General features: G+C 37.2%; 14 protein-coding genes. 12 read left to right on the forward strand and 2 right to left on the reverse strand.

Annotation, left to right across the window (positions count from 1 at the left end):
* Nucleotide 1: 1 nt before the first annotated feature.
* Complete coding sequence (locus ADJ67_00615; protein ID AKT46357.1) at nucleotides 2-1120, reverse strand: hypothetical protein; 1119 nt, start codon at nucleotides 1118-1120, stop codon at nucleotides 2-4.
* 172 nt (nucleotides 1121-1292) lie between these two features.
* A complete protein-coding gene (locus ADJ67_00620) occupies nucleotides 1293-2648 on the reverse strand; it encodes a chromosomal replication initiation protein (protein ID AKT46358.1) in 1356 nt (451 codons plus the stop codon).
* 352 nt (nucleotides 2649-3000) lie between these two features.
* Here ADJ67_00620 and ADJ67_00625 point away from each other — a divergent pair, with 352 nt between their 5' ends.
* From ADJ67_00625 to ADJ67_00680, 12 genes are all read left to right on the forward strand, one after another.
* On the forward strand, nucleotides 3001-3135 hold the full coding sequence (locus tag ADJ67_00625; GenBank protein AKT46359.1) for a 50S ribosomal protein L34: 135 nt from the start codon (nucleotides 3001-3003) through the stop codon (nucleotides 3133-3135).
* A 13-nt stretch (nucleotides 3136-3148) separates the two neighbouring features.
* A complete protein-coding gene (locus ADJ67_00630; protein ID AKT46360.1) occupies nucleotides 3149-3490 on the forward strand; it encodes a ribonuclease P in 342 nt (113 codons plus the stop codon).
* 242 nt (nucleotides 3491-3732) lie between these two features.
* Nucleotides 3733-4434, forward strand: coding sequence for a membrane protein insertase YidC (locus ADJ67_00635; GenBank protein ID AKT46361.1), 702 nt, complete (start codon nucleotides 3733-3735; stop codon nucleotides 4432-4434).
* 37 nt (nucleotides 4435-4471) lie between these two features.
* Nucleotides 4472-5335, forward strand: a complete 864-nt coding sequence (locus tag ADJ67_00640; protein AKT46362.1) for a hypothetical protein — start codon at nucleotides 4472-4474, stop codon at nucleotides 5333-5335.
* 50 nt (nucleotides 5336-5385) lie between these two features.
* Nucleotides 5386-6795 (forward strand): tRNA modification GTPase MnmE, encoded by a 1410-nt coding sequence (locus ADJ67_00645; GenBank protein AKT46363.1) that lies wholly within the window; start codon nucleotides 5386-5388, stop codon nucleotides 6793-6795.
* 29 nt (nucleotides 6796-6824) lie between these two features.
* Nucleotides 6825-8714, forward strand: a complete 1890-nt coding sequence (locus ADJ67_00650) for a tRNA uridine 5-carboxymethylaminomethyl modification protein (GenBank protein AKT46364.1) — start codon at nucleotides 6825-6827, stop codon at nucleotides 8712-8714.
* Nucleotides 8695-9402, forward strand: coding sequence for a 16S rRNA methyltransferase (locus tag ADJ67_00655; GenBank protein ID AKT46365.1), 708 nt, complete (start codon nucleotides 8695-8697; stop codon nucleotides 9400-9402). The genes ADJ67_00650 and ADJ67_00655 overlap by 20 nt, the downstream gene beginning before the upstream one ends.
* A 123-nt stretch (nucleotides 9403-9525) precedes the next feature.
* Nucleotides 9526-10296, forward strand: a complete 771-nt coding sequence (locus ADJ67_00660) for a chromosome partitioning protein (GenBank protein ID AKT46366.1) — start codon at nucleotides 9526-9528, stop codon at nucleotides 10294-10296.
* Between the two features lie 83 nt (nucleotides 10297-10379).
* Entirely contained in the window at nucleotides 10380-11195 is an 816-nt protein-coding gene (locus ADJ67_00665; GenBank protein AKT47606.1) for a plasmid stablization protein ParB, read from the forward strand.
* A gap of 13 nt (nucleotides 11196-11208) precedes the next feature.
* Nucleotides 11209-12975, forward strand: coding sequence for a hypothetical protein (locus ADJ67_00670; GenBank protein ID AKT46367.1), 1767 nt, complete (start codon nucleotides 11209-11211; stop codon nucleotides 12973-12975).
* Nucleotides 12959-13402 (forward strand): 50S ribosomal protein L9, encoded by a 444-nt coding sequence (locus tag ADJ67_00675; GenBank protein ID AKT46368.1) that lies wholly within the window; start codon nucleotides 12959-12961, stop codon nucleotides 13400-13402. Before ADJ67_00670 ends, ADJ67_00675 begins: the two co-directional genes overlap by 17 nt.
* 9 nt (nucleotides 13403-13411) lie before the next feature.
* A complete protein-coding gene (locus ADJ67_00680; protein ID AKT46369.1) occupies nucleotides 13412-14725 on the forward strand; it encodes a DNA helicase in 1314 nt (437 codons plus the stop codon).
* Nucleotides 14726-14753 lie beyond the last annotated feature (28 nt).

The following is a 14753-nucleotide window of genomic DNA, read 5'->3' on the forward strand; positions in this document are numbered from 1 at the left end:
CTTACATATTGGATAGTCTTACTGGAAGAACAAGATACTCGTAGCTTTCACCTTCTACAGGAGTGATTAAGCATGGGGATATGCTTGTATTAAACTTCATTACTATCTCTTCATCACTTATAACTTTAAGTATATCTATGATATATTTAGCATTAAATCCTATATCGAGGTCCTCACCAGTCTTTTCTGCTAGTAAATCCTCTTTTACATTTCCTTCCTCTGAACGTGAAGTTATTGTAATAACATTATCCTTTATGGATAGTTTAATAAGATTATTCTTACCTTCCTTTGATAGAAGAGAAGCTCTCTCTACACACTCCATAAGCTCTGATTTTCTAAGTTTTACATTTATTGAAGCTGTCTTTGGAATGATATCTTGGTATTTAATAAACTCACCAGCTATTAATCTCATGATAACTTTGATGTTATCCATCAATAAAACAGCACTCTTATTATCAACTAATATCTTAATATCTTCACTCTCAGAATTTAGGTTTGTTTCTGATATAATCTTGCTAATTTCATTCATTATTTTTGCAGAGATTATTATTCTGTGATCCTCTTTATTAACCATTTCTTCTGATGTAATAGCCATTCTGTATCCATCAATAGCTACCATTTTGATATTATCGTTAGATATTTCTAGAAGAATACCTGTAATCACACCCTTTGTTTGATCAATACTTGCCGCAAATGAAGTTTTTCTTATCATTTCAGCAAATTTTCCCTTATCAAAAGTTAATTCTTTTGCATCATCTTCTGTATTCTTTATGTTTGGAAACTCATCAGACGACATTCCTACTAGAGAAAACTCTGATGTTAGGCATTTAATAGTAATTTTTTCATCTTCACAAGTAAATTCAATATCATTATTAGGAAGTTTTCTTACTATGTCACCAAATAGCTTTGCTGGAACTACAATAGAACCATCTTCTGAATTAGATACTTCCATCGAGTTTTCTATAGTTATATCCATATCAGATGCTGTAAAAGTTGCTATGCCTGAATTTATATTGATATTAATACCTTTAAGTGTAGGTATTGTTGTTCTTGAGCTTATAGCTTTAGATACAATATTGAGAGTTCTTGTTAATTCTAATTGATTACATGTGAACTTCATAAAAAACCTCCTGAAAATGCAATTTTATTATTAACTTATATATAATAATATTAGTAATAAGGTCTGTGGAAACAGTGGATAACTATGTTCAGCCTTGAAATTCCGTCATTTTTTATCCTCAGTTATAGAAGTATAAGCCTGTGGATAAGATGTTGATGAATGAGGATAAGTATTATATAACTTTCAATTCATCATTTAGCTGATCAATAACCTCTCTTAGTTCTTTATTATCTTTTAAATCATCTTCTATTTTGTCGCAGCCGTGCTTAACAGTAGAGTAATGTTTGTCACCAAATAACTTTCCTATTTTAGGAAGAGATAAATCGGTGTGGATACGACATAAATACATAGCAATTTGTCTAGGATAAGCAAATTCACTCTTTCTACTATCAGATTCTAAGTCAGAAACCTTGATATTATAATACTTTGAAACAGTTGACTTAATCTTAGCAGGACTTATATTTCCACCTATTGATACAACATCTGTAAGACAAGATTTAGCAAGATTCATATCAATCTTCAAATTACCCATCTGAGCAAAAGCGTGAATTCTTGTAAATGCACCTTCTAATTCTCTGATGTTATCTTTGATTTTTTCGGAAATCATAGCTATTACTTGTTCAACATCATCATCTAACTCAACGTTGAAAAGTTCAGCTTTTTTCCTAAGTATTGCTACTCTAGTCTCATAATCTGGAGGTGCTATTTCTGCAATCATATTCCAACCAAAGCGTGATCTTAATCTTTCATCAAGTTTAACTAGCTTATTAGGTGGTTTATCTCCAGATAATATAATCTGTTTATTATCCTCATGTAATGAGTTAAATGTATGAAAGAATTCCTCTTGAATACCTTCTTTACCTTCTAAAAACTGAATATCATCGACTAGTAGAACATCAGCTTTTCTATATTTAGATTTAAATTCAAAAGCCTTACCCTCCTGGAGAGCTTTAATAAAATCATTTGTAAAGGTCTCAGAAGAAACATAGAGAATTCTCATATTCTCATTATTTTCTAATAGGTATATTCCTATAGCATTAAGTAAATGTGTTTTACCTAATCCAGATTTACCATAGATAAATAGAGGATTATAGGCAGAAGATGGATTTTTTGCAACTGCCATACATGCTGAATAAGCATATGTATTACTATTTCCTACAACAAAGTTATCAAAGGTAAATTTAGGGTTAAAAATTTTCTCTTTACTTGAATAGAAATTGAGATTATATGCCGTAGATTTCTTAGTATCATCTATTACCTTGTTGTTTTCTTTATACTCAAATTCAGGTTTTATAACAACACGGTAACTTTTACCTAAAACTGACTTTAGGGAATCCTCAAAAACATGATTATATCTTCGGTTTAAGATATTAGAAGTAAACTCTTTATCTGTTGATAATTCAACAAGATTAGGGTTTTCTAAAATATTATGTATCTTTACTTTTGATATAAATGAATCATATGTAGCTTGAGTAACATTGCTTTTTATATCAAGAAGGACTTTTTTTAGGATTTCTTCTTTATTCAATTATGATGCCTCCCTAAAAATGATATAAATATATTGTATAGAATAATTAGATTTAAAACAAGGTATATTGAATGGGAACTTTGAAAAATTTTTGATAAAAAAATATGTTTTTTAAAAAAGTTATCCACAGGTTATTAATAAAAAGAGATGTTTATTTTGTAGTTATAAAAAGAGTTATCCACATATAGAGGATAACTTTATCATAATTATCCACATATAGCTTTTAGGCTCAAAACGTTGAAAAATTCAAATCTTGTATTGACATAGAATGTATATCAATATAAAATAATTTTGTATGCGTTTTTGAAATTTAGAAGATGCAGGTAAGTTTACAAAAGAGGAGGTAAAAACAATGAAACAGACATTTCAGCCTAAGAACAGGCAGAGAATGAAGGAACACGGCTTTAGAAAGAGAATGGCTACTAAGAATGGTAGAAACGTTCTAAAGAGAAGAAGAACTAAGGGAAGAAAAAGACTTTCAGCTTAGTAAGTGTTTTAGTATGTTGAGACCTAATGTAATAAGAAAAAAGTCCGATTTTGATAATATCTACAAAAAAGGAAATTCTGTAGGAGATAGGTACATAGTACTGTTCTGGAGAAAGAACCACTTAGCCTATAATAGAACTGCTTTTTTAGCAAGCAAAAAAGTAGGTAATAGTGTGAAAAGAAATCGTGCAAGAAGACTGATGAAGGAAGGATATAGATATCTTTGTGATGGATTAGATTCTGGCTACGATTTTATATTCATAGCCAGAAATACTATTAACGATAAGAAAGAGGATGATGTAAAAAGATCAATTTCCTCAGCTTTGAGAAAGGCTAAAATAAAGAAAAATGTTTAGATTTATTGGTAAGATTGTTTCATTCTTCATGATAAAGCTAATTAGATTCTATCAGCTTTTTATATCTCCGCTATTTCCAAAGACATGTAGATTCTATCCAACTTGTTCTACTTATTGCATACAGGCACTACAGAAGTACGGACCTATTAAAGGCAGTTACTTAGGTATTAAACGAATTTTAAAGTGTCATCCTGGTAATCCAGGAGGTTACGACCCTTTAAAATAACGGAGGAATTTAGTATATGGCTTTATTTAATTTCTTAGCCAAACCGTTTAGTATACTGCTCGCTTTCTTTTATAACATAACGGGACATTATTGGTTAGCAATTGTCCTCTTGTCAGTTCTGATAAGAGTAGCGATGTACCCACTATATAAGAAGCAGATTCTTTCAACTTCTGGCATGGCAGATATGCAGCCAAAGATGAACGAAATCAAGAAAAAGTATGCTAATGACAAAGACATGATGAACCAGAAAATAGCTGAGCTATACAAGGAGTCAGGTTTTAACCCAAGTGCGGGTTGTATGCCTATGCTTGTTCAGTTCATAGTTATTTCGGGTCTTTTTATTCTGCTTAGAAATCCTCTGAACTATGTCAATGATGAGAACATGGTATTCGCTGTACACGAATCTTTCCTTTGGATTAAGGATTTATGTCAGCCAGACCCATGGATTTTGCCAATACTTTCGGGTATAGCAACATTTTTCTCTTTCTCAATGTCACAGCAGAACCAGCTAGGACAGCAGGGTTCTAATATGGGCATGGGAATGATGAAATATATATTCCCTATCATGATAGTTTGGTTAGGAAGATCATATCCAGCAGGCCTTGCAATTTACTGGTTTATCAGTAACTTTACTCAGATATTCTTCAACATCAGATTCAATAAGTTGAGAAAAGAATTGAAGGCAAAGGATAAAAAGGGTAAAAAGAAGAAAAAATAATTAGTATTCACGTACACTCATTGGAGGAATCTATAAGATGAAAGTTTCGGAAAAATGGGGAACCGATGTGGATACCGCAGTTGAACTTGCCTTGCAGGAATTAAATGCAAGCAAGGAAGAGGTAGACATAGAAGTACTCGAGCAGCCTTCAAGAGGATTTTTTGGAATAGGATCAAAGCTTGCGCTCGTTAGAGTAAGCCTTAAGGATAAGGAAGAAGAGCTCAAGAAAGAAGATGATAAGCAAGAATTTGCAGAAGAAGTACAAGAAATATCCACTGAAGATGCAAATGTAGATAGTGAGAAGGCTTCTGAGGATAATGCAGAGGCAACACATAAATCACCATCGCACAAGAAAAAGAAGAAAAAATCTATGAGAAATGACAGACCGCGCGATGATGAAAATCAGACAAGCGAACCTGTCATTCCAGAAATCGATATGTCTTCCCTAAATGATTTGGAAGAGGACAATGCAGCTTTTGTATTCCTAAAGGGTCTTGTAGAAGAGATGGGAATTGAGCTTGACGTTGTAGGTAAAACAGACGGAACCGATTTGTTCTTCCTCTTAGAAGGAAAGGACTCTGGAACCGTAATAGGCAAGAGAGGAGCAACTCTCGACGCAATTCAGTACTTGACTAGCCTTGTGGTAAATAAGGGTAACGGAGAGTATATTCGCGTAGTTGTTGATGCTGAGAATTATCGAGCAAAGAGAGAGAAAGCCTTGGAAAAGCTAGCAAAGAGACTAGCAGAAAAGGTAGTAAGAAGCCGTAGGCCATTCAAGCTAGAGCCTATGAATCCTTACGAGAGAAAGATTATTCATGCAACACTACAAAAAGATCCACGCGTTACAACAAAGAGTGAGGGTCAGGATCCATACAGAAGGATTCATATCGAACTTAAATAGTAGATTAGGCTGTCGCTTTGCGGCAGCCTTTTGTAATCAAAGGAAGATTTATGGAAAGTACAATAGCTGCTATAGCAACTTCTCCGGGAGAAAGCGGAATTGGAATTATAAGGATAAGTGGAGAAGAATCCCTAAATATCCTAAACAAAATATTTTATCCAGCGAGTAAGAACTTAGCGCCAAAGGATAATCATAGACAACTCATATACGGCCACATAAAAGATGAGCAAGGACACATTATAGATGAAGTTCTAGCTGTCTATTTTCCTGCGCCAAAGACCTACACAGCTGAGGATGTAGTAGAGATAGATTGTCACGGTGGAATTGTACCATTATCGAATACGCTTTCACTTGTTTTACGTTGTGGTGCTGATTTAGCAGAGCCTGGTGAGTTTACAAAGAGAGCCTTTTTAAACGGAAGGCTTGATTTAACACAGGCTGAAGCCGTAATTGATGTCATAAATTCAAAGACAAATTCCTCTTTTGATGTAGCCATGGAACAATTAAGGGGAAGATTCTCTAAAGAGATAAATGAAATACGTAAGGAAATAACGGATGTTTTAGTTGATATTGCGGTTAATATTGACTATCCAGACGAGGATATAGAGTTTATACTTTATGATAAGCTAGAAAAAGAACTCAAGCAGATAAAAGAAAAAATCGATTATCTCATAGGAAGCTCTGATACAGGTAGGATTTTGAGAGAAGGCATTAATGTTGCGATTGTAGGTCGTCCAAATGTTGGAAAATCATCCTTGATGAATGCTATACTCAGAGAGTCAAGGGCTATAGTAACTGAAATTCCTGGAACGACAAGAGATACGATAGAAGAGCTCATAAATGTAAAGGGAATTCCTGTAAATCTAATAGATACAGCGGGAATTAGAACTACCGATGATGTGATTGAACAAATTGGTATAGATAAATCAAAGAAGTCTTTGGAATCAGCGGATTTAGTTATATTTATGATAGATTTGACATCTGAGATTTCTGATGAAGATTATGATATTCTTAGTCAGGTAGATAGGTCAAAACTTCTAATTTTGTTCAATAAGGCTGATAAGATTGCGAGAATAAAAGAAGAAGATATGATTTCTTTTGCTGATGGCATGCGCTATATGTTAACTTCTGTAAACGATAGTAAATCGGTTGATGAGGTTGAAAATGCAATCTTTGAGAAGGCAGGTGGAAATCTCTTATTAGGAAAAGAAAGTGAAACAGATAGGCTTGCAGGATCACCAAAGAGCAATATAGTTACAAACGCAAGACATAAGAATATGTTAGAAAGAGCAAGTGTTTCACTTGGAGAAGCTATTAATGCAGTCAGCGGAAATATTCCTTTGGAATTCCTAGAAATAGATATTAGAAATGCATACGAAGAGCTCGGATTTATAACAGGTGATTCGGTGCAGGATGATGTCATAGATGAGGTATTTAGTAGATTTTGTTTAGGTAAATAAATCTCAATCATATCAAAATGGAGAAATAGATGGACCAGTATTTAATGGGAAAATACGATGTAATCGTCATAGGAGCAGGTCATGCAGGCTGCGAAGCAGCACTAGCAGCAGCTAGAATGGGAAGCAAGACAATTATGTTCTCTATCAATTTAGAGGCTATAGCTATGATGCCTTGCAATCCTTCTATTGGTGGAACTGGCAAGGGCCATCTAGTGAGGGAAATTGATGCTCTTGGCGGTGAGATGGGCGTAAATATAGATAAGACTTTTATACAAAGTCGAATGCTAAATACAGCAAAAGGACCTGCAGTTCATTCTCTTAGAGCACAGGCTGATAAATATCAATATCATCTTGAGATGAAGAAGACCATAGAAAAGCAGGAAAATCTCTTTATGAAGCAGGATGAAATCATCGATATAATAATTGAAGATGGAAAAGCCTGCGGAGTTATTACAAGAAATCACGCTGTTTACAGGGCAAAGGCTGTTATCATTGCAACTGGAACCTTCCTTCGTGGAAAGATATTTATAGGAGACAGCGCTTATTCAAGTGGACCAAACGGACTTGCACCTGCAAATGAGCTTTCGAATAAACTTGCTGAATATGGAATAAAGCTAAGACGATTTAAAACTGGAACTCCAGCGAGGGCACTGGCATCAACCTTTGATTATTCAAAGATGCTAGAGCAGAATGGCGATGAAAAAATCGTGCCGTTTTCTTTCCTTAACGATAAAATTGATAAGGAACAGGTTTCATGCTGGCTCACATATACAAACAGTAGAACTCATGAGATAATCAGAGACAATTTTAACCGTTCCGCTTTGTTTGGTGGACAAATTGAGGGAATAGGACCAAGATACTGCCCTTCAATAGAAGATAAGGTTAATCGTTTTGCCGAAAAGGAAAGACACCAGCTCTTCATTGAGCCAGAAGGACTTGATACAGAGGAAATGTATATCCAGGGAATGAGCTCAAGTCTTCCAGAGGACGTTCAGAGAGATTTCTATCAAAGTATAGAGGGGCTTGAGAATATAGTTATTACTAGACCTGCATACGCAATAGAATATGATTGCATAGATCCGCTAGAATTAAAATTAAATTTGGAGAGCAGGATAATAGAGAAGTTATTTTGTGCTGGACAGTTTAATGGAAGCTCGGGATACGAGGAGGCAGCTGCTCAGGGACTAATGGCAGGCGTGAATGCACATTTGGCAATAAATGGTAAAAATCCTTTTATTCTTGCGAGAAACGAGGCTTATATTGGCGTTCTAATCGACGATTTAATAACTAAAGGTACTAACGAGCCTTACAGAATTATGACGAGCAGAGCGGAATATAGGCTGCTTCTGAGACAAGACAATGCAGATGATAGGTTGACAGAGAAGAGTTATGAGATAGGACTAGCCTCTGAGGAGAGATTTAACAGACTTAAATCAAAGCAAGAGGAAGTTGCGAGAGAAATCGAAAGACTAAGCTCGGTAACACCAGCTGTGGCGGAAACAAATGCATATTTGGAAAAAATTAACAGTTCTCCGGTTGAGGGTAAAATTAGCCTTGCAGATCTTCTAAAGCGACCAGAGGTAACATATGAAAACCTCCTAGAAATAGACAAGGAAAGACCTGAAATGTCTGAGCATGCAAGAGCTCAGGTTTCAGTAGAAATAAAATATCAAGGCTATATAAAAAAACAAATTCAACAGGTTGAGAAATTTAAAAAACTTGAGAGAAAACCTCTATCTAGCGATATAGATTACGAACAAATAGACGGTCTCAGAATTGAAGCAGCACAGAAACTTAATAAGATTAAGCCAGTATCTTTAGGACAGGCCTCAAGAATTTCAGGCGTGTCACCAGCAGATATAAATGTGCTTCAGGTTCATTTAGAAAAGGAGAAGAGAATTGAAAAAGCAAAATCTTAAAGAAGAACTTAAAGCTCTTGCACTCCCTAGTGACGATGACACCTTGAGACAGTTTGAACTCTATATGAATGGCGTTCTTGAATGGAATGAAAAAATCAATCTGACTGCAATTACTGAGGAAGATGATTTTGTAGAAAAGCATTATATTGATTCACTAAAGCTAGCCAAATTAGGCTTATTAAAACCTGGTAACAGGATTATGGACCTTGGAACAGGTGGTGGATTTCCTGGAGTTCCACTTGCTATAGTATATCCACAGACTGATTTTATCCTAGCAGACTCGCTGAACAAGAGATTAAAAGTAATAGATGAACTTTGTGGGGAAATCGGCATAAGCAATGTTAGCACAGTTCATGGGAGAGCTGAAGATTTAGGGCATAACCAAGAGTATAGGGAAACCTTTGATTGTTGTGTTTCGAGAGCGGTTGCAAACCTATCAACTCTATGTGAATATTGCCTACCTATGGTCAAACCAGGAGGATATTTTATCGCGTATAAGACGGGAACGGCAGAAGAGGAAATCAAAAATGCTGAAAAAGCAATAAAAATTCTCGGTGGAGGAAAAGTAGAAATCATATCTTCTGACCATGAAAATATTGATCACTGCTTTGTAAAAATAAAAAAACTGCAAAACACTGCAAGGCAATATCCAAGAAAAGCGGGAACGCCGTCAAAACAGCCATTGTAAGTATGATAGAATAGAGAATGTTTCACGTGAAACATTCTCTGTTTTTATATAAAAAAGTGGAAAAAAAGCTCTATTTGGTATATAATAAATCAAGTCCATTTTTTGATTATGGAGGATAAAAAATTGGGAAAAGCAATAGCAATATTTAACCAAAAGGGTGGAGTTGGCAAGACAACTACAAACATCAATTTAGGTGCATGCCTAGCACTTTTGGGAAAGAAAGTTTTAATCTTAGATATTGACCCTCAGGGGAATACGACAAGTGGAATTGGAATCAAGAAAAAGAGTCTAGATTACACAGTCTATGATCTTTTGATTGAGGATGATTTTGATACCAAAAAGGCAATTCTACATACGAATATAAAGGGGCTGGATATAATTCCAGCAAGTGTAGATTTAGCAGGTGCCGAAATTGAACTTGTTCAAATTGAGGGAAGAGAACAAAGGCTTAGAAAGGCTATAGATAAGGTAAGACAAAAGTATGATTACATATTCATCGATTGTCCTCCTTCGCTAGGTCTTCTAACTATAAATTCTTTGACAGCTGTTCAGAGCGTACTTATTCCTATTCAGTGTGAGTTCTACGCTCTTGAAGGTGTTAGCCAGCTTGTTAGCACAATCGAAATTGTAAGAAAGAACCTCAATAAGGAGCTTGAGATTGAAGGCGTAATTCTGAGCATGTTCGATGGACGTACTAATTTATCTGTTCAGGTTGTTCAAGAAGTCAAGAAGTACTTTGGTGCAAAGGTGTATTCTACGGTTATTCCAAGAAATATTAGACTTGCCGAGGCGCCAAGCTATGGTATGGCTATAACAGAGTATGATCCTAAATCAAGGGGTGCAGAAGCGTATAGAGAATTTGCTGAGGAGTTCCTCGAAAGGGAGGAAGAGTAATGGCAACTAAGGGAAAGAAGAGTGGACTAGGCAGAGGCCTTGACGCGTTATTTGCTGACCGTGAAGTTGCGGTTAATGAGGATATTAAGCTTCCAGCTCAGGAGGAATCAGGTGATAGTGTCAAATATATAAATATAAATGACATCAAACCTAATCACGGGCAACCCCGTAAGACTTTTGATCCAGAGAAGATAAGTGAACTTGCTAGGTCAATAGAGGAACACGGAATAATTCAGCCACTGGTTGTGACTAAGGCCGAAGTAGGATATGAGATTGTTGCAGGAGAGAGGCGCTGGAGAGCTGCAAGAGAAGCAGACCTAAAGAAGGTCCCTTGCCTTGTGAGAACTCTTACAGATGAAGAAAATATGCTTCTTGCAATAATCGAGAATATGCAAAGAGAGGATCTAAACCCTATAGAAGAAGCTGAGGGTCTAGAGAAAATGATCAAGGTATATGGCTTTACACAGGATAAAGTTTCAAAGAGTGTAAGTAAGTCAAGACCTTATATTACCAATGCTTTGAGGCTTTTAAATCTCCCAGAAAGCGTGAGAAAAGAGGTTGCTGAAGGTAGACTTTCAGCAGGTCATGCAAGAGCTATTCTTTCAGCAGATAATTTCCAGAAACAGGAAGAACTTTGCAAGAGAGTTATCGCAGAAGGACTATCGGTGAGAGAAACAGAAAAGCTCGCAAGCACCGAAAAACAGAAGAGAAACAAGGCTTTAAAGCGTGTTAAACCTAAGGAAATTCTCAGTGTGGAGAATGAACTTAAAGATATTTATGGTACGAAGGTAAATATTGAAGCAAAGGGAAAAGGCGGATCTATTCAACTCCACTATTACAGCATGGATGAACTGAACAGATTGATAGACATTCTCAGAGTTGCAAATATAAATTCGTAATGGAGAAGTAAAGATGACAGAAAAAGTGGCAAAACGCATTATATCAGCCGACCTTCCTATGCCGATGTGCATAGTTAATAGGGATGGTAAGGTAACCAGTGCGAACAGATTCATAGACAGAGTCTTCCCCTACAAAGGAATAGAAGATGCCGATTTTTTTGCTCTCACAGGTATAAAGATAAAATCACTTTTAGATGGGGATAATAAGTATCTACTCGATAGAAATGGCCGAAAGTTTAGAGTGATTGCAGATAGCGATAAGAATGAATATGGCGATGATATCATCGTATTTTTCAGAGATGTCACAGGATATGAAGATCTTAAGAAGAAATACGTTTCTGAGAAAGTATGTGTATGTCGTATAAACGTAGATAACTACGACCAGTTTGCAGGCTCTGTAACACCAGAGACCGGCATGTCGGTAACTAGTCAGGTTGATCGCATCATTAGAAAGTGGGCAGCTGACATAGATGCATCCCTTGATAAAATCAAGGACACGATATACAACGTATACTTTCAGTACGGACATTTTGAGGAGCTTGTAAACAACAAGTTTTCTATTCTAGATGATGTGAGAAAGATAGATACAGGAGCAGATTTTCCACTGACACTTAGCATGGGCCTTGGAATAGGTGGTGCAAACATATTGGAAACCTCAGAGTATGCGGCTGCGGCACTTGACCTTGCGCTAGGACGCGGAGGAGACCAGGTTGTTGTCAAGGAGGAATCCGAAATCAGCTACTTCGGTGGTAAGACGCAGTCCATAGAAAAGGGTAGCAAGGGTAAGTCGAGAATCATTGCTCATGCTTTGAGAAAACTTATCGAGCAGTCTAATCGAGTTTTGATTATGGGGCATCAAAATGCGGACATGGACGCATTTGGCTCTGCACTTGGAATTTACAGAATGTGTATCAACAGTGGAACTGAGGCGCACATTATTATTGATCAGGTGAATGATACTATGCAAGCCGTATATGACCAGGTAAGAGCGACGCAAAACTATAATCTTGATTCAACAGAGAAAGCTAATGCTTTGATAGAGTCAGATACTCTGCTAGTTATCGTAGATACGCAAAGACCTAGCTATTTAGAGGCTCCAGAACTTTTGGATAAGACGGAGAGAATCGTTGTAATAGACCATCACCGAAGGGCTGAGGACTATATCACGGGAGCAACATTATCATATATTGAAACATATGCATCGTCAGCTTCAGAGCTTGTAACAGAGATGCTTCAATATGTAATTCCGAGAAAATCACTCGTAAAACTTGAGGCAGAAGCGCTTCTTGCGGGTATAACATTAGATACAAATAGATTTGCTGTAAAGACTGGAGTTAGAACATTTGAGGCAGCTGCATGGCTTAGAAGAGCCGGTGCTGACACAACAGAGGTGAAGAGATTCTTCCAAATTGATCCTGACACATTTAAAGTTAGGGCCAAGGCTATTGCAAATGCAAGTTTCTATGATGGTGGCATTGCAGTATCAATATGTGAGGGACAAAATCAGGATGCTCAGGTAATCAATGCACAGGTTGCTGACGAGCTCCTAAATATCAAAGGAATAAGAGCTAGCTTTGTTGCAGGGGTAAACGATAAAGGAATTACCTGCATAAGTGCAAGGTCGCTTGGGGACATAAATGTTCAGGTTCTACTTGAGAAAATCGGTGGAGGCGGACATTTGAATACCGCGGGAGCTCAGGTTAAAGAAAAACCTGAGGAAGTGCTAGAGATAGTACTGGGATTATTAGAAAAAGGAGAAAAAAATGAAAGTAATACTTAAACAGGATGTAAAAGGTACAGGTAAGGCTGGTGAAGTTCTTGAGGTAAGCGATGGTTTTGCAAGAAATATGCTTCTCAAGAAGGGGCTAGCGGTTGAGGCAACAAAGGCAAATCTAAGAAGTCTAGAGAAGCAAAAAGCACTCGAAATCCAGCAGGAAAAGGAAAACAGAGAGCAAGCTCAGAGCATGGCTGAGGCGCTTAAGGATAAGAAGATTGTTATCAAGACAAAGTCAGGTGAAGGCGGCAAGCTTTTCGGTTCAATCACATCAAAGGATATAGCTGATGCTATCAAAGAACAGCTTGGAATGGATATCGAAAAGAAGAAAATTGAGCTTGCAAACCCACTAAAGCAGCTTGGTAGCTTTGATGTAGTGGTTAAGCTATATCACGAGATCAAAGGTGAGATAAAGGTTGAGCTTGTAGATTAGGAGTCAAAAATGACAGAGAAGATACCTCCGCATAATAAAGAAGCAGAGCAGTCCGTACTAGGCGCCGCAATGCTTGATAAGGATGCACTTTTTGATGTACTCGAGACGGTAAAGGCTGATGATTTCTACGATGCAGCTCATAAGGAAGTCTACGACGTAATCCTAGAGCTTGGCAGAAGAAACGAATCAGTAGATATCGTTACTGTTTGCGATGAGCTAAAAAAGCGTGGAAGCCTCGAAATAGCAGGGGGAAGAGCATATATTGCATCGCTTACAGCGAATGTGCCATCTGCGAAAAATGCAGTAGGTTACGCTAAGATTGTAGCCGAAAAGGCACAGCTTAGAAGGCTCATTAAGGCTGCCGATGAGATAAGAGAAAAGAGCTTTGAGGAGAGTGAGGATGCAGGATATATCCTTGACTTTGCAGAGCAGAACATATTTGAAATTGCGCAGAAACGCCAGAAGAACGATTACTCACACATCAAAGATGTCATCATGGAAAACGTTGAGATGATTGACAAAGCTGCAGGTTCAGACGGCGATGTTACGGGTATTCCTTCAGGCTTTACAGAAATCGATAAGATCACTGGAGGTTTCCAGCGTTCTGACCTCATAATCCTAGCAGCAAGACCTGCTATGGGAAAGAGTTCATTTGCGCTAAATATTGCTCTTAATGCAGCGAAGAGGGGATCGAAGGGAATCATCATCTTTAACCTTGAGATGCCTAAGGACCAGCTTGGACAAAGACTTCTTTCGATGGAAAGTAACATTGAGCTTTCAAATATCAGAAAGGGTAAGATAGAGATAAATGACTGGCAGAAGATAAATATAGCTGCAGACATTTTATCAAAGACAAGCATCACTATAGACGATACTCCAGGTATCACTGTTATGGAGATGAAAAATAAGTGCAGAAGAATGAAGGCGGAGTATGGACTTGACCTTGTGATTGTCGACTATCTACAGCTTATGACGTCTGAAGGTAGATCTGAGAGCAGGCAGCAAGAAATCAGTAAGCTTTCAAGATACCTGAAGCTGCTTGCTAGAGAGATGGACTGTCCAGTGCTAGTACTTTCCCAGCTTTCACGTGCACCAGAACTTAGAAATGACCACAGACCTATGCTTTCCGACCTTAGAGAATCAGGCTCAATCGAGCAGGATGCGGATATGGTAATATTCCTCTATAGAGATGACTACTATAACGAGGAGAGTGAAAAGCCAAATGTTTGCGAAGTCATTATCGCAAAGCATAGAAACGGTGAGACCGCAAGACGCGATTTGACCTGGGTAGAAAGATATACCAAGTTCAGCGACATGGTATAGTTTAGCGCGCCATTATTGGCGAGCACAT

This window comes from Eubacterium sulci ATCC 35585 (assembly GCA_001189495.1).
In the GTDB taxonomy this organism is placed as follows: domain Bacteria; phylum Bacillota; class Clostridia; order Peptostreptococcales; family Anaerovoracaceae; genus Eubacterium_B; species Eubacterium_B sulci.

Excerpts from the sequence above, each read along its gene's own strand:
- ADJ67_00615 (AKT46357.1), bottom strand. The coding sequence starts at position 1,120 with ATGAAGTTCACATGTAATCAATTAGAATTAACAAGAACTCTCAATATT.
- ADJ67_00675 (AKT46368.1), top strand. The coding sequence starts at position 12,959 with ATGAAAGTAATACTTAAACAGGATGTAAAAGGTACAGGTAAGGCTGGT.
- ADJ67_00650 (AKT46364.1), top strand. The coding sequence starts at position 6,825 with ATGGACCAGTATTTAATGGGAAAATACGATGTAATCGTCATAGGAGCA.
- ADJ67_00630 (AKT46360.1), top strand. The coding sequence starts at position 3,149 with ATGTTGAGACCTAATGTAATAAGAAAAAAGTCCGATTTTGATAATATC.
- ADJ67_00670 (AKT46367.1), top strand. The coding sequence starts at position 11,209 with ATGACAGAAAAAGTGGCAAAACGCATTATATCAGCCGACCTTCCTATG.
- ADJ67_00645 (AKT46363.1), top strand. The coding sequence starts at position 5,386 with ATGGAAAGTACAATAGCTGCTATAGCAACTTCTCCGGGAGAAAGCGGA.
- ADJ67_00640 (AKT46362.1), top strand. The coding sequence starts at position 4,472 with ATGAAAGTTTCGGAAAAATGGGGAACCGATGTGGATACCGCAGTTGAA.
- ADJ67_00680 (AKT46369.1), top strand. The coding sequence starts at position 13,412 with ATGACAGAGAAGATACCTCCGCATAATAAAGAAGCAGAGCAGTCCGTA.
- ADJ67_00625 (AKT46359.1), top strand. The coding sequence starts at position 3,001 with ATGAAACAGACATTTCAGCCTAAGAACAGGCAGAGAATGAAGGAACAC.
- ADJ67_00635 (AKT46361.1), top strand. The coding sequence starts at position 3,733 with ATGGCTTTATTTAATTTCTTAGCCAAACCGTTTAGTATACTGCTCGCT.